Here is a 20,889-nt window from a genome sequence, read left to right as displayed (position 1 = left end):
ACAAAAAATGAAAGAGGATATAATGACGAAAAATAAAAGGTTATACGAGCTTGCAAACCGGTGCTAGTTATATAAATTTCAAAAACATACACCGATATGAAAGATCTAGTAAAAACCATAACTCATAAAAACCAAAGATCGATGGATATAGAAGATCATAGAGATATAAATAAAAATAGAGACGATGATACCAAATACTCATCAAATTTCTCAGACTTTGCGAGAAGTAAAGCATTCAATTGGGGCAATATCAAAACAATGGAGAGATTTCTTAAATACAAAATAAATAAATAGGGAAGATAAAATATTAAATAATATGATAGAAAATAGTGGAAATATTTTTAGGCATACAATTTTTCAAGGAGCAAATTATGAATTTCGCAATACGATAAAAGACAATACTGTCGGCGGTAGTGGTAATGAATGATTTTTTTAATGCTTTCTGGCGAGAATTTCAATATAAAATCGTAGATTTAATCGTATATTTAGCCAATCATCACCCATTAGTTGCTTGGATTATCTTATATTTTTTGGGTTTGCTTGTAGTATATTTTTGTTTTAAGTTTATTCGCCATTGTTATATAATCTATAATAAATCTAAAAATATAAAAATTTTAAAAATAGGTATATTATTGTTTATTCCTATTGTTATTGTTTTTTACTTTCTCGTTAAATTCACAATTTACAAATCAAATGGGTATTTAGTTTATTTTTGCATCTTTTCGTGGATTTCTACTATCGGTGTGATTTTTTGGGCTTTGTGACCCGAAAAATTTATACCAGATAAACCACATAATAGAAACCCTAAAAAACAAAAGAAGCAAAAAGTTAAATTTGAAAAAAGTAAGAATTCGTTAAATTTTACAAATGTAAAATTAAAAAAATAAAGCAGCGGTGATAAATAGAAATTTTAAAAATATCTCTAAAATAGGAATGACTGAAAGAATAAACGAAAAACTATTGGCCAATACCCCAAAAGGTGGAACATTAGGTAGTGATGGCATATTAAGACACAACGGTAAAGAGTATGTAGCTCGTAGTATGGATATAACGGGGAATAAAGTGATATATCAGCAATTAGGTAAAAACAATAAACCAGTAGAGGTTTATAAGATTACAAATGATAAAGGTTATTTTATAACAGTCAGTAAGCCAAAGATATCTGCTCCGGAAAGTAGCTCTAGTACTTTACTAAAAGATATGACAAAAGATATTAAATTTTATGATAGCTCAAAAACCCCGGGTATAGTAACAGGCGGTATAATTAGTGCCGGTATAGATACATATTCGCAGTATACCAAAAACAACAATAGTTTTAATAATTACGACCCATTATCGGCTATTATGAATATTACCGTAGGATTATATACGGGCGGAGCTAGTCATATGCTAAGCGCCATAATAAGAGGTGCTTCTGGGAATGCGGGCAGTGAAATATATTCTCAAGCAACCGATCTTTCAAAAGATATAGATGGAGAAAGAATTATTTTAAAAACTGCTATTGGAGGATTTACTGGATTTGTTACAAGCGGTTCAGGAAAACTGGGCGAGAAGATACCAAGAGGCAAAGATGGTAACTATAAGACCATATTTGAAGTAGGTACCGGACTGGTGGGCGGCGTAATACAGTCAGATATGGATAATAAAAAATGAAGAAATTTACGATAGTATTCAGCGGCGTTATAGCAATATGTGTCGTAGCGCTGCTATTTGTAAAGCTATTAAAATACTTTTTTGGAGAAATTTATTATATAGATGCGATGGGCTTTATCTTGGTATGTTTTTATGGTTTTTTTGCAATAAAAAACGATATTAAAAAAAGCGACCTTACAAAAAAGAACCTAGAAAATATAGAGATAAAATACGGCAGCGTAGCATTATTTTATACTATCGTAATTATTTTAATTTGGTTAGTGCTAATTTATATAAGATTTTTTTAAAAACAAACAGTGGGATAATAGTAAAAATAAAAAAATTTCTAATTATATTTTTTGGTAGCATACTATGTATCGGCTTTATAGTAATCCTAAAACTTCTCTTTGGGGAAAACTATATTGATGCCATGACTGTGTTGCTAATATTTGCCAATGTATGTTTTATGATAAAAAACGGTATAAAAAAGAGCGATTTTAAAAAAGAATATATACAAAAAATGGAAATAGAAAGAGGTGGTGTCGCGTTAATTCACTCTTTTTTAGTTTTTGTATTTTGGTTTCTTTACAACGCCACAAGAGGGTAAACATAAAAGTGGGCGAGTAGGATAAGGACTGCGGCTGAAGCTGGAGCAAGTATACTTACTGGAAATAACACAGGTGGCTGTAGATAGTATGATCAATAAATATAATAAAAACGATAAAAAAGAATAAGAACAGATATAAAAGTTTTGTTTAAGAACATTAATTTTAAAATGAGCATCATCTAAATTTTTTAGATATAATTACGCAAAAATAATATTATTAAAATCAGGTAAAGGAACTCATGAAAAAAATATTTAAATTTCTATCTTTTTTAGTATTTATGCTATTTCTTACAGGATGTGCAAAAGATCTTATTATAAGCAATATGCCAAATTCAAATTTGAACTATCATGGTGATAATGTTCCTATAACTATCATAGCTTATAAATTAAGAGATGTGGCTAAATTTAAAGAAGCTAGCATTATCGATCTAGCCGAGAGAAATGGTGAAATACTAGGCTATGACAAGATTGACTCTATAAAAACACAAATTCAGCCAAATACAAATAGATATGCTTTTACAAATGTATATCCTGACGAGGTTCCGTATGTCGGTATTTTGGTACTTTATGCCGATCAGAGCAAGACAAATATCAAGGCTTATAAAGCTACAAAAGAGATAAAAGAAAAAAATATAGTTTTTGAAATAACAAAAAATGGCGTAAATGTTTTAGACGCTAGTAGCTCTAAAATACAAGCAAGCAAATAAAATGTCTGAAAAGCTAAAAGTCGTTTGGTATAACGGAATGAACGTTGATAAGGTTCATTTCGAGCAGCAAGAAAGATATTTTGAGAGAAATTTAAACCTAAAAACTATCTCTTCTTTTTCAAATTTATACGGTATTTTAAATTTAGAAATTTCAAGCGATCTTTTGCTTCAAGGCAAAATAGGGCTAACTAAAATTTCTTGTATCTCTCAAGATGGCACGATTTTCAACGCACCAGATCAAGATGAATTACCAGAGCCACTTGAGATAAGCCCAAGTGAACTAAACTCAGCCATTATAGTGTTAAAACTACCTATTAGCTCAGGCTTGGTCGATATTAGCTTGCAAAATAATTTACCAAATTTAAAATTTACAGCCAAGCAAGCACTTATTAGCTCAAGAGTGCATGATGAAGCTAACAATGATATATTAAATGAGCTAGATGATAAAGATGATTTTGAGCTATCTTCGGCCTTTACACAAGATAAAGAAAGTCTAATCCTAGCAAGCCAAAGATCATCTCTTGGAGTATTTGGCTCAAAGATGCCTTACGAGCTTAGCATACCAATTTGTAAAATAAAAAATATAGACCTAAATAAACAAATAACGCTTGACGAAAAATTTATTCCAACTTGTATTGACATCAGTAAAAACACCTTCATAACAAATTTTATAGAGGAGCTTAGCTTTGCTATAAAGCAACATCAAGAGAGTTATTTTGGGTTGCTAGGAGGTGTTGATCAAGCTAAAAATAGACTTGATTTTTCAACATATTTAACACTAAATATGCTAAAAAAATGGCATTTAATATTCTCTTATTTGTTAAAGAAAGATAAATTTCACCCAGAGTATTTGTATGAAAAATTAGTTGATTTTCAGGCTGATTTGTTAGCACTTAGTCACGATAATAGTTTTAGCGAATTTATAGCCTACGATCACAATAATCTAACTCAAACTTTTGTGCCTTTGATAAATAATCTAAGACTTTTGTTCTCACATATCTTATCTCCAAAATATATAATGGCGCAAATTGTTAAAAACAATCACGGCTTTTATGACTGTATTTTTGATAATCCAAGCATTATTGAAAACTCAGAAATTTATTTTGCTATTCACAGTGATACGAAAAATGAGTATCTTCTTAAAAATTTCAAAGAGCAATGCAAAATCCATACTCAATCAAATATAAAAGGCATAGTTTCTTCACAGTTAAGAGGTATAAACGTAGAGCAAATTTCTGTTGTTCCTAGTACTTTACCAAAGTTAAACGATTATATCTATTACAAGATAGACAAAAAAGATGAAATTTTTAAAAGCTTTGCAAATCAAAATGTGATTAGCGTTTATATAACAGCAAATTTACCGAATGCTGACATTAAAATGTGGGCTTTATTATAAGGATAAAAATGAACGAAAATCAAAATGAAACCTCAGTTTTAAGTCAAACAAATCTTTTGGGTCTTGGCACAAATCTTGCACTAGATCATGTGTTACCATTACTTCTTTTGGCAAATAGGGTTTCAAAATTACAAAATTTTTCACAAAGCGAAATGGCAAATTTACGTGAAAAATTGATAAATGATATCTTAAGCACTACTTCAAAGATATCAAATCTAGGCATTTACGAGGAAGACGATATCATTAGACTTAGATATTGCCTTTGTGTTTTTATAGATGAGAGCTTACTAAAAAATGAAATTTTTATGAACAGCTTTTGGGCCAATAATACCCTGACAACAAGATTTTTTAATGAAAATCTAGGTGGAAATAAATTCTTTGGCATTATGGATAAGTGGTTTGAAAATGTTGGTAAAAACAAAGATTTCTTAGAATTTATATATGCTTGTTTGGTGCTTGGTTATAAAGGAAAATATGAAACCCAAGAAGATTGCAATGAAAAAATTTCTTATCTTTGTGAAAATATAGCTGCGGCCGTTTCTCCGCTCATAAAGGCCGATGAAAATGTATTTGAAAAGAGTTACTTAAAACAGACAAAGAAAAGCTTTCTTGAGGTATTTTCACTAAAGCGCTTAAAATTTTATTTCATTTTGCTAGCTATTGCCATGATTGCAGCTGCATTTTTATATAGTACATATTCTATGGATCAAAACAATATCAGAAACGATAGCATCCTAAATAATAAGATAGAGAATTTTATGGATAATAAGTAAGTGCAAGATAATTTTTGTAATAAATTTAATGAAGATTTTTTAGAGAATGAGCTTTATATTAGTTTAACTGATGAAATGTCAAAGTATAAAACTTTGATGCATGATAGCATAAAGTGGGATTATGTATTTAGCTCATCTTTAAAAGCGTTAAGTGAGTTTAGTCTTGATGCTAAGCTTTTAAATTTTTTAGCGATTTCTGCTATAAATTTAAACGATAAAGAGGCTTTTAATACACTTATAAAAGTCTTTGCCTTTTTTTTATCTATTTTAAAAAAAGAGCCAAATTCACTTACAAAAAACGAAAAACAACTACCTGCCAAAAAAAAGATAATAGCTCAAACAATAGAGCTTTTTACGCAAGCTAATGATAAAGCTTTGGATCAAGCTGACGCAAAAGCGTTTAATGACCTTGTGCCTGAGCTTTCGCAAGAGCTTGGCACACATTTTGATACGCTTTATATAGAAGAAAAAAAAGAAGAAATTTTAAAAGCTAAAGAGCCAAAAGTAATTACTAAAACTGAGCCACTTTATCATCAAAGCGTTTCGTTTAGCGGCAATGACATTAGTATATTTAATGATAGAGAATTTAGAGAATATTTTATAAATTTATCACTAATGCTTTTAAAGAGTGATATTAAAAATTTTAATGCTTATGCTTTAATTTTTGAAGCAATGTGGGGCAGAATAAAGGCGCTTCCATCAAGTAGCGATCAAATAACTCAGATACGTTATCCTGATGAAAATCTAATTATGTTTTTAAAAAAAAGTAACGAACTAAATCTTGATAATTTAGAAAAATTTATAAGAAATTTAGCACTTAATCCATTTTGGATAGAAGGCATTAAGATATTTTGCGAGTTTTTAAATAGTGCTGGACTTGCAAGGCAAAGCGATCTTGTTTGTGATATGGTTTTAAATTTTATTGATAAATTTCCAGATATAAAAAAGCTCAAATTTCAAAGCGGGGAAGCTTTTTTTAGCGAAGATATAAGCAAATTTTTTATTAAAAGTAACTCTTTGGAATTTACTTCCAGCGGTGATAGTAAAAAAGATATGAACTTTGAAGATCTAATAAAAGAACTAGACAAAAGTAAGCATGCTTCAAGTGCTCAAAGCGAGCTTAATTTTATGCTTGAATTATCAAAAATTTTTACTGCACAAGGCATGAATAATAATGCAAAAGCTACCTATGCACAAATAGTTAATTTTATAGAAAATACCGAGCTTAAAGATTATTTATCAGACATATATATAAAGGCAAAAACATTTGTGTGATAAAATATGTTTTTTTAAATCACCTTTAATTTTATTTAAATATAATTCTTAAATCATTTATGAAAAAAGGATGTTACTATGGCAGATAATCTAATCCCACCAAAAGAACGCATAAATATAGTTTATAAAACTAAGACAAATGACCAAGAGGCTGATGTAGAGCTTCCATTAAAACTTATGGTAGTTGCAAATTTAACTGGTGAAAACCAAACTCCACTTGAAGATCGTGAAGTGATTTCTATCAATAAAATAAATTTTGATCAGGTTATGAAAAGCTTAGATATTCATACAAATTTCTCTGTAAAAAACAAGCTAAATTCTAATAATGAAGACTTAAATATTGACCTTGATTTTGAAAGCATCCATGATTTTAATCCAGATAATATTATAAATCAAATTCCTGAGCTAAAAAAACTTTTACAGCTTAGAAAAGCTTTAGTTGCATTAAAAGGTCCTATGGGCAATATGCCTGATTTTAGAAAAGCGGTTTTAGAAGCTATAAAAGATGAAGATAGTAGAAAACAACTTCTTTTAGAGATTAAAGACGAACAAGATAAGGAATAAAAAATGTCTGAAACTAAAGTTAAAACTCCTATCATTGAAAGCATAATGCAAAGGAGTAAATATTCAAAAGATGACGAGAGTTATAGCGTTGTAAAGCAAGGAGTTGCTGAGTTTATTTCAAATATAATCACAACAAATAATGCTGAAGATAAAATAAACAAGCTCGCACTTGATGAGATGATAGCTCACATTGATACCCTTTTATCTGCTCAAATGGATGAAATTTTACACAATAAATCTTTTCAAGAGCTAGAATCAACTTGGCGTGGAATTAGGTTTTTGGTCGAGAGAACAAATTTTAATGAAAATGTAAAAATTGATCTTTTAGACGCTACAAAAGAAGAAATTTTAGATGATTTTGAAAACAACCTAGATATAACTCAAAGTACACTTTATAAACAAATTTATTCAGCTGAATATGGACAATTTGGTGGTGAGCCAGTTGGTGCGATAGTGGCCGATTATGAGCTAGATAAATCAAATCAAGATATGACTTTTTTAAATAAAATGTCATCAATTGCTGCAATGAGCCATTCACCACTTCTTACATCTCTTTCTGCTAAATTTTTTGGACTTGATAATTTTGGTGAGCTTGAAAATATAAAAGATCTAAAAAGCATGCTAGAAGGCCCACAATATACAAGATGGAGAACTTTTAGGGAAAATGAAGATGCAAAATACACAGGATGTATGGTAAATAGATTTCTTACAAGATCTCCTTATGTGCCAGAAGATAACCCTATAAAGAGCTTTAATTATAGAGAAACTGTAAATAATCACGATGATATGCTTTGGGGCAATGGAGCTTATGCGTTTGCTACAAGGCTTACAGATAGTTTTGCTGATTATAGATGGTGCGGCAATATTATTGGGCCAAAAGGTGGCGGTGCTGTAAAGGATCTTCCAACTTATACTTATGAAAATTATGGAAGCATTCAAACAAAAATTCCGACAGAAGTTTTGATCACAGATAGAAGAGAATTTGAACTTTCAGAAAATGGATTTATCGCTCTTACTTTAAGAAGAGATAGCAATAACGCTGCATTTTTCTCAGCAAACTCTGCGTTAAAGCCTAAAATTTTCCCAAATACTCCAGAAGGTAAAGCTGCTGAGACAAATTTCAGACTCGGAACTCAACTACCTTATGTATTTTTGATCTCTCGTTTGGCTCATTATCTAAAAGTGCTTCAAAGAGAAGAGATAGGTACATGGAAAGAGCGTAGTGATGTTGAGCGCGGCTTAAATGAATGGCTAAGACAATACATCTCAGATCAGGAAAATCCACCAGCAGATGTTAGAAGTAGAAGACCGTTTAGAAGCGCAAAAGTAATCGTTAGCGATATAGCCGGCGAGCCTGGATGGTATAAAATAGAGCTTTTGGCTAGACCTCACTTTAAATTTATGGGAGCAAATTTCGAGCTTTCTTTAGTCGGAAAACTAGACAAAGAGTAAGCTTGCTATGTCGCTGATAGATAAAATTTTATATGAATTTAGTGACGAATCAAAACTACGTCCATATTTTAAAGATCTAGACAGCGACATAAAAGATCACATTGATACTATCTTAAACTCTAGAATTGGTAACTACGGCCGATTAAACGATAGTATTATCGATCTTTGGTCGATGGGTGTTGAAATAAATGAGCTTGGTCATAAACTTGGTATGGCAATATATGAACTAATCACCTCAAATGAGAATAGAATAGAAGTAACATCTATCGGATACGATGACTCACTAAAGCCTTGGCGTATCATCTTTAATATAAATTACAAGCATAAAAATGATAATTTCAAAGAGTATTTGCTAAAAGTTATTTTTAAAAACAATAGATATTGTGAGATTTTATAATGGATTATAATGAAAATAATCTAGCTTATTTTCAAAAAGAAATGGCATATCTTGATGAAACAAGAGCCCTTTTTATTAAAAATTTTCCAAAAGTAGCGCCCTTTTTAGATACTAAAAGCAAAGATCCTGATGTTGAGAGCATAATAGAAAATATGGCTATTTTAACATCTAGGATCAGGCAAGAACTAGATGAAAATATCCCACTAATCGCTGAGTCTTTAGTAAATATATTAATGCCAAGCTATACAAATCCTTTTCCATCAGTTTGTATGCAAGAATTTACCTTAAGAGATGACTTCTCTGGGACAAAAGAATTTATACCAAAAGGAAGTATAGTCGAGTCAAAGCAGATCAATGGCATAACGTGCAAATTTCAAACAATCTTTGACATAAATTTGCTTCCCTTAAAGATAACAAAAGCTTTTATGTCAAACAATAAGAGTGATTATCTTCTAAATTTAAATATAAGCGTTACAAAGGACGAGCTTAGCACTAAAGAACTCGATATAGACTTTTTAAATTTATATCTTGGAGATAATGTTTACTTCTCTTCTACGCTCTTAATGTGGCTAAAAAATTACTTGAAATTTATTACAATAAGTTTTGAAGATAGCGATCAAGAGATAAAGTTAAGCCCTGATAAACTTAGTTTAGATGAGTTTGATGAGCGTTTGATAAAGAGTGATGAGTTTGGATTTGAAGCATTTGAGCTTTTAAAAGAGCTATCATTTTTTCCTTCAAAGTTAAATTTTATGCGATTAAATGGGCTTAGCTTTCTTAAAAATTTTTCCGCAAAAAGCTTTAATATTAAATTCATATTTTCAAAAGATATGCCAAGTGGATATGTACCAAGGCTAGAATATTTTTCTCTTTTTGTTACGCCTGCAATAAATTTATTTGCAATGAGCGCCGAGCCTATTTTGAATAACAATAGGCGAAGCGAATATAGAATTTTTCTAGATCGCTCAAATATCGATGCTTATGAAATCGTTTCAATCAATAAAGTGGTCGCCCATAGCAGTAATAATGAAAAAAGGATATTAAAAAACTATAAAAGTTTTGAGAGATTCGAATTTTTAAATGATGAGCGAGCAAAAGATTATTATTTTGTCAGCAATAAAACAGATATAAAACTAAACTCTTATAAAGAAATTTCTTTTTTTAAAAGTGACTCTAAAGATCAAACCATTAGCATAGATGCACTTTGTTGCAATGGTGATTTGCCTTGCAATCTAAAGCTTGGTGAGATAGATAGAGTGTTATCCCATCAAGGTGTAACAACTAAAAATTTAACTATTCCAACTAGCGTAAAGCGAGTAAAAATAGATGGAAATCTTCTTTGGAAACTAGTTAGCATATTATCTTTTAGCTATCAAAGTATACTAGAGAAGGATTCTTTTTTAGCACTTCTTAATACCTTTAGCGTGCCAGATGATGAGTTTTTTAAAAAATTTGCAAAATCGCTTTATGATATAAAAACGAAGCAAATTTATAGAGTTGATCAAGGCTTTGCGAAAAGAGGGTTGCTCTGCATATTCTATATAGATGAAAGTGAATTTGAGAGTATTGGAAATGTCTATGCTTTAGGTATAAATTTGGCTAAATTTTTATCAAAATTTGCATCAATTAATTCATTTTGTGAACTTAAAATAAAGTGTATAAAGAGTAAAATTTTGCTTAATTATGACTTTTTAGGTGGTACAAAAAAATTAATATGAACAAAGAACTAAATCAAGCTTCTTTTTTTAAGTTAGTAAAGAACTGCCTAAAGTACCACGATAGAAGAGATATTTTTTTAAAAAATAGCCCAAGTTTTGCTTATCCGATTAATGAGCTTGAAAGCTTAAATAAAGAGGATGCAGTAAAAATTGTCGTAAATTTTATGGGTCTTTTGGGAAGTGCCTCGCATCTTACAAGCTATATTTTAGAAAAGATCTCAAAGAGTAGCGATAATAATTTTGAGAAATTTTTTGACTTTTTTGACAATTACTTGCTTTGGCTTTTCTTTGATAGCATTAGTTTAAAAAATTATGCAAGATCCTTTGAAAAAGAGCTTGATGATAAAATTTCAAAGATTTTATTGGATATATTAAACATAAACGATAAAAAATTAGCAAAAAAATTCTTACCATTTTCTCCGCTTATCATTAGCCAAAGAAGGCCTAAAAGAGAGATCGAGTTTACCTTGCAGCATCATTTTAATTTAAAAAATAAACTATTTTTGCTGGAAAATTTACCAAATCAAATTTTTATAGCGCCTTCAAATTTAAATTTGCTTGGTATCAAAAATAGGACTTTGGGTAGAAATTTTATACTTGGTAAAAAGCTTTTTGAGAAACAAACTAAGATAGCAGTTTATATAAATGGCATAGATTATGAAGAAGCTATTGATTTTTTTCCAAAAAGAAGAAAATTTAAAGAGCTTCAAGATACTCTTATCTTTTTTACAAACAATGAATTTGTTGCCGATTTATACATAAAAATAAACTATTCTCAAAAGATGCAATTAAAGCTTGGGATAGATGAAAGTTATAGTAAAATAGGCCTTGGTGCAAGGCTTAAAAGTAATAAAAATATGTCAAATTTTATAAAATTTAGGCTTTGCTCTTAAATTTTTAGATATAAAATCTAAAATATTTGTTATTATTACATTAAAGAAATATATTTATTTGTAAAAGGATGTGCATCAATGGCATTTATCGATTACCTAAGAAGATTTTTTGTCTTTTTTAGATTTAAACACAGTACAATTTTGGTAGCTTCTATTGCATTAAGCATCTTATTTTGGCTTTACGCTCCACTTATAGCTTTTAACGATGTATATAGCTTTGCTAGTATAAGTTCAAGAGTCACTATATTAATTGCATTTTGGGCAGTTATTTTGTTTTTTGTTTTAATCAAACCATTAATGCACTATTTAGCATCTCAAAAAGATGAAAAAAATAATAAGTTAAAAGAGATAAAAAAAGAGTCTATGGATAGCTTTGGTAAGGCAAAAAGAAATTTTATGCTTTCTTTGAAAGATGCCAAAACAACATGGAAAAAAGATATAAATTTTAAAAAATTACCTTTAATAATGATAATGGGTAATGAAGGTGCTGGAAAGAGCGCATTTATAAACTACTCAAATATCGAATTTCCATTATCTGATAGTTTAGATACTTATAAAAAAATACACAAAAGTACAACAAACTTTAATCTTTACATTTCAAAATTTGGTGCGCTTTTAGATACTGAGGGTATACATTTTGCACAAGAGAGCTTGTATCAGCCAACAGCTACTGAAGAGCTTCCTGAGGATGATGTGGATAAAAATAGGGATTACTTGCTTAAAAAAAGTATCTGGAGTGAATTTTTGCACTTTTTAAAACGAAATGATTTTAACGCTAGATTAAGTGGCGCGGTTTTAATCATAGACACTAAAAAATTCCTCGAAGGCACTCAAGAATATTTTGATGAATTAATTAGATATATGATAAAAAGGGTTAATGACTGTGAGAAACATCTAAACATTAAATTCCCTATTTATATTGTTTTTAGCAAACTTGACTTAATAGATGGTATGGGAGATTATTTCAGGCTTTTCAATGAAGATGTGGCAAATAAAGCTTTAGGAATAAACTTAGATCCAAATTTCTCAAAACAATCACTAGAAACTGAGCTAAAAAGACTAAGCGAGTCACTATTTAAACATCTCATGAGTAAGAACTCGATTTCGCATTTATTGGAAGATAAAAAACGTTCATATCTCTTTTTAAAACAACTTGATAATTTTTTTGCTTTAGTGAAAGATTTTGTAACAAAACTAAGCTCTCAAAATGCACTTAAAAATAGCTCAACCATAAATGGAATTTATTTCGTCAGTGCTTATCAAGAAAATATACCTATAAACTACCTTACAAACACTATTTGCGATAGATATAACATCAAAAAACCACTTTTAAGAGCAGTAAATAACTATAGTAAACAAAGCTATTTTGTAAAATCATTTTTAAAAGAGATAGCTTTTAAAGCCAACTTAAATAAATTTGGTGCTCAAAATAGATTTACAAAATTTGCAAATTTTGTTTTAGTAGCCATACTTTGTGCCGGAGTATATTTGGGTTCTAGTTTTATTCTAGACACCAAAAACATAAAAGAGCAAAATGCTATAAATAATGCAAATAAAATTTCTTCATACCTTGATGGTAAAAAATACAAGGATCTCTCTCCAACACAAAAGATTGAGCTTCTAAATTTACTAAAACAAAGTCTAAATGACTATCCAAGAATATTTAGCGGCGATACTAAATTTGAGTATATAACACTAGATACTTCGTATAAAGGCTTCACTCCAGTTAAAGCACTTTACTATGATTTAAATGCTGATTTTTTTAAAAATACAGTTTTAACTGAAATGGAAAATATACTAAAAAATGAAATTGATCCAGATAAGCTAATAAAAGCATTTTATATGTATGATTCGCTCTTTGACAAAGACTATACAAATGTGGATTTATTTAAAATTTGGATTAGCACAAACTGGGATAAATTTGAAAAATATGGCGTTGCAAAAGATGAATTTTTATCTCATATTGAGGCTATCTTAAAGGCAGAAAATTTAAATATAACCGCAGATACAGTTGCTCAAAGTATAGCAAATACGAGGCTATCACCTGTCCAAAGAGCACAAAGGCTCTACTATATACTTGAGTTCATATCATTCAAGGACGATAAATCTTTTTACGATATTAAAAAAGATGTTGAAAATTTATACACAGTAGTCCAAGAAAAAGAAGCATTTAAGCCATTTAATAAAATTTATACAAAAGAAAATTTAAGAGATTTCTTGTCAAAGCTTAGCTCAAACATAGATCAAACAGCTGGAATAGAATCTTGGTTAATGGAGACAAATTCTTCTTTAAAAGATATTAGTTCAAGTGATAAGAAGGAGCTAAGCATTGCTGTAATAGAGCTTTATTTACAAAATTATGCTGATAAATGGAGTCAAATTTTAAGAGAAATAGAGCCAAATGAATTTAGCACAAAAAAAGAGGTCATAGAAGAGCTCGACATCTTGTCAAAGAGAGAAAATCCTTTAAATTCTTTAATAAAATTAACTAATCAAAATACAAATTTAAATGATGAGAATTTACTAAAATATATCTATTCTCTAGGATTTGCTTCAAGTGAGATAAAGCGTGTTTTCAGTGATTTTAGTGCTAAATTTACTAACTATCATGCGTTAAATTCTAATGACTTGCTAGATATTATAAGTAATGACGTAACAAGCGTTTATAAAAAAGTTAGTGACTATAACTTCGAAATGCTTCAAAGTAACGATGATAAAATAGTTTATGCAATAAATGGCATAAAAAACGAAAACGACCCATTTGTTGTCTTGAATAATGATGCTAAGAAGCTTCCAGATGAGTTAAATGAATATTATCAAAAGTTATCGACACTTGCGTGGAAACAAGTAGAAAATGGCGCTTCAGCGCTTTTATCAACAGCATATAGAGATGATGTTTTTGATGATTTTGAAAGTCTTATCAAGCCATTTTATCCATTTAATGAACAATCTCCAAAGGCTGTTAGCATAGAAGAATTTAAAAGATTTTTTGGCAAAAACGGAACTTGGAATAGCTTTTATGATAGATATCTAAAACAAATCTTAAGTAAAACAGCTGATGGTTATAAAATAAGACCAAAATACGCAAAAGAGCTAAGATTTAGTAGGGATTTTCTTAAAAATATTGCCTATATAGACAGAATTTCAAATTTAATGCTTGATTCAAATGATGAGCTAAAATTAAATTATAATTTAAAAGCTGTTGACTTATCGGCAAATTTTAGCCATATAAATATTAGTTATTCTAATAACTCTTTGACTTATGATCATACAATTGCCTCAAATTTGATAGTTTCAAGCAAAAATTTTGATATATCAACGCAGTTTAAATTCAATGCAGTTTCAAGTACTGGAAGCGAGAGAAAAGAGCTAAGCTTTGATGGAGAATGGGGCTGGTATAAGATATTAAAAGCTTCAAATTTTAGTAGTGTTGGCGTTAGTACGCTTAATTTTGATGGTAGAAGAGATTCGTATTTTGGCTTTGAAGTAACACCAAATGGAGGAGAGCTTTTAGAGCTTATGGATATCATACCAACGATAAATTTACCAAAGAAGATGCTTTATTAAGGAAGAAATATGCAACAAATAGCAGCAGTTATACAAAATTACGATAAAGCGTCAAGCTTTTCAGCTCAATTTATCATTTTTGATGAAAATGGTGGTGATATAGGCTCACTAGACATTACAAAATTTTCTTGTAATGATATGAGCGATTCAATCGCACCAAAACACGCTCATGTTGGATTTGAAGAGGGGGTTTTCACAATTTGTGGCTATAAAGATTGTGAAATTTTTTATAGTGATTCATATTCAAAGCTTCCAGATGACTATGAGAGTGTTATAAATTTTGGCGATGTCTTTAGGATAGGGGAGTTAAAATTTATATTTATAGACCCTTCTAGGATTGATGAATATATAGGAAAAGCCCATAAGATAATAGAAAATACGAAAAATTTTGACAAACTTGATGATAAACGTTTTGAGCCAGTTGGTAAAATTTCAAATGTTGATTTTAAAGAAGAACCAAAGATAAACTCATTAATAAATGATAAAAAAGATATCACTTTAAATGAAAATGCACACGATGCAGTTTTAAATTTAAATGAGATAGCTCAAAATTTTGATGAAGAAGAAAATGTAAATAATCAAAATATGCTTACTGCAAAAAGCATGGATGAGCTTTTGACAAAGATAGTTGAGAGTATAAAATTGCAACCAAATATGAGCCCTATAAGTGAGCAGACTAGGACTTTAAATACAAAAGATATGGAAACAATCATGAAAACTCTTCCTCTTAGTGACTCGACAGAACTAATAAATACTGTTTTGGTTAAACTTATATGCAAAGAGCTATATAGCCAAATGTATGATATAGTCGAGAATAACTCATTTTTTAAATATCTTTCAGGAGCTGTGCTAAAAAGTACCAAGGAAGATAAGGAAGCGTTTAATTATCTATTGCATAAAGCTCTTCAAAGCTATATGTTAAAAAAGTAATGTTTTTAATAAAACAGAAAGTAAATAAAAGATAGAATAATCCAAACTTTTTAATAGGAGTAAATATGTCACAACCAGTGTATATTAAAGTGAAAGGTTCTACACAAGGACTTATTTCAAGCGGTGCTTCAACAGAAGCTAGTATAGGTAATCGCTATCAGTCAGGTCACGAAGATGAGATCATGGCTCAAGAGGTTTCTCATATAGTAACAGTTCCAACTGATCCACAAAGTGGCCAACCATCAGGTCAAAGAGTTCATAAGCCATTTAGTTTTACTACATCACTAAATAAAGCTGTTCCACTTCTTTACAATGCTTTAACACAAGGTGAAAGACTTCCAGAGGTTGAGATCTATTGGTATAGAACATCAACTAGTGGTGGTGCAGAGCATTTCTTTACTACAAAACTAGAAGATGCAACTATAACAGATATTACTCTAGTAAGTCCAAATGCTCAAGACAAGCTAAACAGTGATAAAACAGAGCTTTTCAAAGTTTCAATGAACTATAGAAAGATAGTTTGGGAACACGTAGCTGCAGGCACAAGCGGAAGCGACGACTGGAGAGAAGCTACTAAAAAAGCTTAAAACCAACCTAGGGTTTACCCCTAGGGTTAATAAAATCATCTTCTAGCTAGAAGGACACAGATGAGCCCTTTTTATCTTTATCTTTTAAATTAACATGATATGTGAAATGCGATATGAAATACCTAGTTATAATCATATTTCTCATAACATCTTTATATTCACACGAAGCAAATTGTACGGATATGTTTGGGCTCATTTTTAATAAAAATTTAAGTGACGCTGAAACGGCTAAGTATATAAAATACTACATAGATGATCTCGGATGCGATGCTAATGCTAGTATAAATTTACCGAATTTCACAATGAAAGCTAGTTTATTAGAATTTGCATATAGCGCAAATAAGCCTAAAAGTATTGACAAGATTTTAGAAAAAGGTGCAGTACCTAATGTATGGTTGGCTGGTTCAATAGGATTAGACTTTTTGCTTTTTTTCGAAGAAAATGGTGTCAAGCTAGAAGGACAGTCACCAAGCCCTGAGCTATTAGAATTTATAAAAACTCAAAAATATAAAGAATTTAAAGAAGAGAAATTTAAGCTAATCAAAAAACTCCTAGAACATGGGCAAGATCCAAAAGGCTATATCCTTTTACAGAAAGTATTAACGCTTGTAAATGATGAAGAGGTTTTAGATTATTTATTAAAGAATAGAACTCAAAAGGAATTAGCACAATGAAGCAATTGGCAATAATCATATTTCTCATAACATCTTTGTATTCACACGAAGCAAATTGCACGGATATGTTTGGGGTTATTTTTGATAAAAAAATAACTGATGAAAATACCGCTAAATACATAGAATATTATATAGACAAACTGGGTTGTGATGCTAATGCTAGCGTAAAATTAAATAATTTAATGGCTAGATCGAATTTATTAGAATTTGCTTACGATGCAAACAAGACTAGAACTATTGACATGCTTTTAGACAAGGGTGCTACTCCAAATGGCTGGCTATCTACATCAATAGGGCTTGACTTTTCGTTTTTTTTTAATAGCAATGGAGTTCCAATAGAGAATAAAAGAGCCAGTAAAGAATTGCTTAAATTTATAAAAACATCAAAATATAAGGAATTTAAAGAAGAGAAATTTAAACTGATCAAAAAACTATTAGATCATGGGCAAGACCCAAAAGATTATGCCGTTTTAAAATCTATTTTAAAAATTGTAAATGACGAAAAAGAATTTGATGAGCTAGTAGAAGGCAGGAATAGGTAATGGATTTATTTAATATAAGCAAGAAGAAACTCGAAGTAAAAAATGATAATACTGATTTAAAAGACTTTAAAGAAAAAACTACCTCACAAAATGCAAAAGACAATGTAGATGCTTTTATAAGAGTTTATCCTAAATCTCCGCTAATGGGCAAAATTTTTGATGCTGCTGGAGAAGGAGTAAAAAGAGGCATAGACGATCAAACAGAAATTAAATTCAGAAAATATAAAGAGGCAAAAAGGCTTGGCATACTGGAAGAGTCAAAGCCTACGATTAAATTAAATGATGCTGATATTAAAGAATTTGAAAAAAGATTACAAGAAGAAGAAAACGAAAAAAGATTGAAAGAGCAACAAATGGACAAAAATTTAACATCACCAACATCATCACTGACTAAGCCTGTCATGCTAGCATCTGGCAACTCAGTAGCAACAGATGGCTTTGTGGACTACGGCGTATCTAACGATACCTTCTCGACTCTTCATATAGCAAACGAGTCAAACGATAAATTTATCGTTACACGTGCAGATATTTATGAAAATTTAGAAAGTATATTTAGCATAGAGTGCTTTGCCTATATAAATTTGGTGAAAAACCCGCTTTATGAAAATTTAGACACCATCTACAATAACGATAAAAGCTACTCAAGCATATATAAATATCTTGATAAAAGTATAAAGCTAAGCATAAAAAGGCCGTCTTCAACAAATAAAAATATCGTCCCAGATGGTAGCTCAAACGATATGCACTTTAGTGGAATAGTAAGCGATGTAGAGTATCTTGGAGTAGATGATGAGACTAGTACAAATATAGATAAAAAATACTTCTTTAAATTCAAGCTAACTTCACCACTATATAGACTAAGCATAAATAGAGCAAACAGAATTTATACAGACCAGAGCATTTTAGAAGTAGTAAAAGATATTTTGGCTTTTAATAAACAAAGACTAACCAAAGAGCTAGACTTCTCAAATATCAAAAATAACTACAACAAGAGAGAATTTATAGCCCAGTACAATGAGAGTGACCTAGCTTTCATAACAAGGATTTGTCATGATAGTGGTATATATTTTTATGAAGACAATGAAAAAATTTATTTTCATGATACATTTATACTAGCTTATAGCAATCAAAATGAAAATTTTACTTCAAGTGACATAAGTAACGGCAAGGAAGCTAGAAAAGTAAGTTTTAATATAAATTTGAATAATAATCTAGCAACCGAACACATAAATAAAATAACAAAGAGCGAGACGCTAAAGGCAAATAGCTTTACGCACTCTTTTCAAAATACAGCTTATCCAAATGTGTTAGAGAGTAAAAATGAAAAGATATTTGACGAGCAGGTAAATATCTATGATAAGCATATAAATTTGGACGAGTATTCATTTAGTGATACTAGCTTGCTTGAAGTTAGCACATATCTTAAAAAACTAAGAAGCGATATGCTTTTAAAAGAATTTACCGCTAGCTCAAATGTATTTGCGCTAAATTTAAATGACAATATCTCGGTAGCTATTGACGCTAGCAAGGGTGAATATGAGTTTAAAATAATAGCTTTAAAGCATACTTATATTGATGAGAGCGTTTTAGAAAATACCTTAAATTTAGGCGATAATGTCCCGTTTAAAGATAAAAAATTTATAAGCTCATACACAAATGAGATAAGCATCATTCCAAGTAGTGTGAAATTTGTCCCAAGCTACAAACAAAAGCCAAAAGCACCAGACATCACGCTAGGTCTTGTAGTCGGTCAAGATGGACTAAACAGCCAAAATAACACGATCCATACTGATAGCTATGGCAGGGTAAAGGTGAGGTTAAATGCTTTTAGTACGCAAGAGATAATCGATAAAGACGATGTCATCAACGCAAGCTATCACAAGAGTGCTTATCTAAGAGTGATAACGCCTATTGCTAGCAATAGCTCAGGATTTTTTGCCATACCAAGGATCGGCGATGAGGTTATCATCTCGTTTTTACAAAATGACATAGACAACCCAGTAGTAAGTGGTAGCCTATATAATGCTTCAAATACGCCACTTGTAAATGTAGACAGTAACTATCACCAAACATCTCTTAGCTCAAAAACAATTGGTGCAAATGAGACCGGTATAAACGAGATCACTTTATCAAATTTAAAAAATAAAGAGCAAATTTATGTAAAAGCAGAAAAGGACTATGACGAGCTTGTAAATAATGACTTTTCTCAAACAATACTAAATGACAAAAACTCACAAGTGCATGGAAGTTATACTGAACGAGTAAAAAAAGCTCACATCCAGACGATAGATCTTGCTAAAAATGTAAATGTCGGAGGCGAGTATCTAACAACAGTTGGACTTTCAAAAGATACAGTAGTTGGTGTCTCAAATACGCTAAACATAGCTGTTGATAACAATACAAGAGTAGGTCAAGATAGTCATGAATTTGTAGGACATGATAAATTTGTGGAAGTAAAATCAAATCTTAATACGACCATACATAATGATGAGATGAAAGAGGTAAAAGGCACAAAAGAGCAGAACGTAGATGGTGGCTATAAGCTAAATTCACAAAAAGGCATAAATGAATTTAGTAATGAGCATATTGTGCTTCAGGCAAATAGCTACATTGATATAAATGCTAAGTCAAATTTCACAACAAAAACAGCTGCCCAGCACACTGAGATTGCTGATTCAAAATTTAGCAATATAGAGACGACTTATGAGGTAAATGCCAAAGATAAGATAATCCATCAAGTAGGTAGCACAAAAGTAACGATAGAAGGATCAAGCGTCGTGATAGAAGTAGCTGGCGTAAAGGCGATATTTGATAGTAGAGGGCTAAGAGTTATCGGTGGAGATATAAAGGCTTTATAAGATTATGTTTAAAGACTTGCTTTGTTGGCAAGTCTTTAAATTTTTTAAATAAAATAAATTTCTACTAAAATTAATGCTAAGAATTTTAAAGACAAGGGCTAAATTTTAGAGCTACGATAAAAGCTAGCCATACAAATTTTTCGCATTGTACCCCAGTACAATAGACAAGCCCTTCTAAAATTTATATAATTCATTCAAAATTTCAAATACTATAAACAATAAGGAGAACATGATGGCTAAAGAAGCTGGAGTAGTTAAAAGCGTAAACGGAGGAATAGCAAGAGCACTTAATGACTTAACGGGAGAGGTAAGACAAT

The 20,889-nt window shown here is 30.5% G+C and carries 17 protein-coding genes; all 17 read left to right on the top strand.

Translation table 11 applies throughout. The features are described from left to right. The first annotated feature begins 96 nt into the window (after nucleotides 1-96). The gene (locus B9N66_RS09765) at nucleotides 97-294 is read left to right on the top strand and encodes a hypothetical protein (RefSeq protein ID WP_180382100.1); all 198 of its coding nucleotides are present in this window, start codon (nucleotides 97-99) and stop codon (nucleotides 292-294) included. A 600-nt stretch (nucleotides 295-894) separates the two neighbouring features. Then, the gene (locus B9N66_RS09430; RefSeq protein WP_087580808.1) at nucleotides 895-1,653 is read left to right on the top strand and encodes a hypothetical protein; all 759 of its coding nucleotides are present in this window, start codon (nucleotides 895-897) and stop codon (nucleotides 1,651-1,653) included. 825 nt (nucleotides 1,654-2,478) lie between these two features. Continuing rightward, a complete protein-coding gene (gene tssJ / locus B9N66_RS09415) occupies nucleotides 2,479-2,946 on the top strand; it encodes a type VI secretion system lipoprotein TssJ (RefSeq protein ID WP_054195914.1) in 468 nt (155 codons plus the stop codon). 1 nt (nucleotide 2,947) lies between these two features. Next, the gene (gene tssK, locus B9N66_RS09410) at nucleotides 2,948-4,342 is read left to right on the top strand and encodes a type VI secretion system baseplate subunit TssK (RefSeq protein ID WP_087580805.1); all 1,395 of its coding nucleotides are present in this window, start codon (nucleotides 2,948-2,950) and stop codon (nucleotides 4,340-4,342) included. 8 nt (nucleotides 4,343-4,350) lie between these two features. After that, nucleotides 4,351-5,115, top strand: coding sequence for a type IVB secretion system protein IcmH/DotU (gene icmH / locus B9N66_RS09405; protein WP_084110013.1), 765 nt, complete (start codon nucleotides 4,351-4,353; stop codon nucleotides 5,113-5,115). Then, on the top strand, nucleotides 5,116-6,390 hold the full coding sequence (locus tag B9N66_RS09400) for a type VI secretion system domain-containing protein (RefSeq protein WP_087580804.1): 1,275 nt from the start codon (nucleotides 5,116-5,118) through the stop codon (nucleotides 6,388-6,390). A gap of 78 nt (nucleotides 6,391-6,468) precedes the next feature. Beyond that, nucleotides 6,469-6,954 (top strand): type VI secretion system contractile sheath small subunit, encoded by a 486-nt coding sequence (gene tssB, locus B9N66_RS09395; protein WP_054195918.1) that lies wholly within the window; start codon nucleotides 6,469-6,471, stop codon nucleotides 6,952-6,954. 3 nt (nucleotides 6,955-6,957) lie between these two features. After that, nucleotides 6,958-8,406, top strand: coding sequence for a type VI secretion system contractile sheath large subunit (gene tssC, locus B9N66_RS09390; RefSeq protein ID WP_072595333.1), 1,449 nt, complete (start codon nucleotides 6,958-6,960; stop codon nucleotides 8,404-8,406). Nucleotides 8,407-8,413: 7 nt separating this feature from the next. Next, nucleotides 8,414-8,803 carry a hypothetical protein gene (locus tag B9N66_RS09385; protein WP_087580803.1) on the top strand — a complete coding sequence of 130 codons (390 nt, stop codon included), beginning with the start codon at nucleotides 8,414-8,416 and terminating at the stop codon, nucleotides 8,801-8,803. Beyond that, on the top strand, nucleotides 8,803-10,521 hold the full coding sequence (tssF, locus tag B9N66_RS09380; protein ID WP_087580802.1) for a type VI secretion system baseplate subunit TssF: 1,719 nt from the start codon (nucleotides 8,803-8,805) through the stop codon (nucleotides 10,519-10,521). The genes B9N66_RS09385 and tssF overlap by 1 nt, the downstream gene beginning before the upstream one ends. Next, complete coding sequence (locus B9N66_RS09375; RefSeq protein WP_087580801.1) at nucleotides 10,518-11,414, top strand: type VI secretion system baseplate subunit TssG; 897 nt, start codon at nucleotides 10,518-10,520, stop codon at nucleotides 11,412-11,414. The genes tssF and B9N66_RS09375 overlap by 4 nt, the downstream gene beginning before the upstream one ends. 78 nt (nucleotides 11,415-11,492) lie before the next feature. Beyond that, nucleotides 11,493-14,981, top strand: coding sequence for a type VI secretion system membrane subunit TssM (tssM, locus tag B9N66_RS09370; RefSeq protein ID WP_087580800.1), 3,489 nt, complete (start codon nucleotides 11,493-11,495; stop codon nucleotides 14,979-14,981). Between the two features lie 9 nt (nucleotides 14,982-14,990). Then, nucleotides 14,991-15,911, top strand: coding sequence for a hypothetical protein (locus B9N66_RS09365; protein ID WP_087580799.1), 921 nt, complete (start codon nucleotides 14,991-14,993; stop codon nucleotides 15,909-15,911). Between the two features lie 65 nt (nucleotides 15,912-15,976). After that, nucleotides 15,977-16,498, top strand: a complete 522-nt coding sequence (locus tag B9N66_RS09360) for an Hcp family type VI secretion system effector (protein ID WP_054195925.1) — start codon at nucleotides 15,977-15,979, stop codon at nucleotides 16,496-16,498. A gap of 182 nt (nucleotides 16,499-16,680) precedes the next feature. Next, nucleotides 16,681-17,172 (top strand): hypothetical protein, encoded by a 492-nt coding sequence (locus B9N66_RS09355; protein ID WP_257639821.1) that lies wholly within the window; start codon nucleotides 16,681-16,683, stop codon nucleotides 17,170-17,172. Continuing rightward, on the top strand, nucleotides 17,169-17,714 hold the full coding sequence (locus B9N66_RS09350) for a hypothetical protein (RefSeq protein WP_107793909.1): 546 nt from the start codon (nucleotides 17,169-17,171) through the stop codon (nucleotides 17,712-17,714). Before B9N66_RS09355 ends, B9N66_RS09350 begins: the two co-directional genes overlap by 4 nt. Further along, nucleotides 17,714-20,572, top strand: a complete 2,859-nt coding sequence (locus B9N66_RS09345) for a type VI secretion system Vgr family protein (RefSeq protein ID WP_180382099.1) — start codon at nucleotides 17,714-17,716, stop codon at nucleotides 20,570-20,572. Before B9N66_RS09350 ends, B9N66_RS09345 begins: the two co-directional genes overlap by 1 nt. Nucleotides 20,573-20,889: the final 317 nt, after the last annotated feature.

Source organism: Campylobacter concisus (genome assembly GCF_002165775.1).
Taxonomy (GTDB): Bacteria; Campylobacterota; Campylobacteria; order Campylobacterales; family Campylobacteraceae; genus Campylobacter_A; species Campylobacter_A concisus_E.
The sequence above is the reverse complement of the archived record's forward strand: the minus strand, read 5'-3'. Positions and strand labels throughout refer to the sequence as shown.

What these genes read in the sequence shown, in the direction of transcription:
- B9N66_RS09375 (WP_087580801.1), top strand. Translation starts at nt 10,518, where the DNA reads ATGAACAAAGAACTAAATCAAGCTTCTTTTTTTAAGTTAGTAAAGAAC.
- B9N66_RS09360 (WP_054195925.1), top strand. Translation starts at nt 15,977, where the DNA reads ATGTCACAACCAGTGTATATTAAAGTGAAAGGTTCTACACAAGGACTT.
- tssB (WP_054195918.1), top strand. Translation starts at nt 6,469, where the DNA reads ATGGCAGATAATCTAATCCCACCAAAAGAACGCATAAATATAGTTTAT.
- B9N66_RS09365 (WP_087580799.1), top strand. Translation starts at nt 14,991, where the DNA reads ATGCAACAAATAGCAGCAGTTATACAAAATTACGATAAAGCGTCAAGC.
- B9N66_RS09345 (WP_180382099.1), top strand. Translation starts at nt 17,714, where the DNA reads ATGGATTTATTTAATATAAGCAAGAAGAAACTCGAAGTAAAAAATGAT.
- tssJ (WP_054195914.1), top strand. Translation starts at nt 2,479, where the DNA reads ATGAAAAAAATATTTAAATTTCTATCTTTTTTAGTATTTATGCTATTT.
- tssK (WP_087580805.1), top strand. Translation starts at nt 2,948, where the DNA reads ATGTCTGAAAAGCTAAAAGTCGTTTGGTATAACGGAATGAACGTTGAT.
- B9N66_RS09355 (WP_257639821.1), top strand. Translation starts at nt 16,681, where the DNA reads ATGTTTGGGCTCATTTTTAATAAAAATTTAAGTGACGCTGAAACGGCT.
- B9N66_RS09385 (WP_087580803.1), top strand. Translation starts at nt 8,414, where the DNA reads ATGTCGCTGATAGATAAAATTTTATATGAATTTAGTGACGAATCAAAA.
- tssM (WP_087580800.1), top strand. Translation starts at nt 11,493, where the DNA reads ATGGCATTTATCGATTACCTAAGAAGATTTTTTGTCTTTTTTAGATTT.
- tssF (WP_087580802.1), top strand. Translation starts at nt 8,803, where the DNA reads ATGGATTATAATGAAAATAATCTAGCTTATTTTCAAAAAGAAATGGCA.
- icmH (WP_084110013.1), top strand. Translation starts at nt 4,351, where the DNA reads ATGAACGAAAATCAAAATGAAACCTCAGTTTTAAGTCAAACAAATCTT.
- B9N66_RS09765 (WP_180382100.1), top strand. Translation starts at nt 97, where the DNA reads ATGAAAGATCTAGTAAAAACCATAACTCATAAAAACCAAAGATCGATG.
- tssC (WP_072595333.1), top strand. Translation starts at nt 6,958, where the DNA reads ATGTCTGAAACTAAAGTTAAAACTCCTATCATTGAAAGCATAATGCAA.
- B9N66_RS09350 (WP_107793909.1), top strand. Translation starts at nt 17,169, where the DNA reads ATGAAGCAATTGGCAATAATCATATTTCTCATAACATCTTTGTATTCA.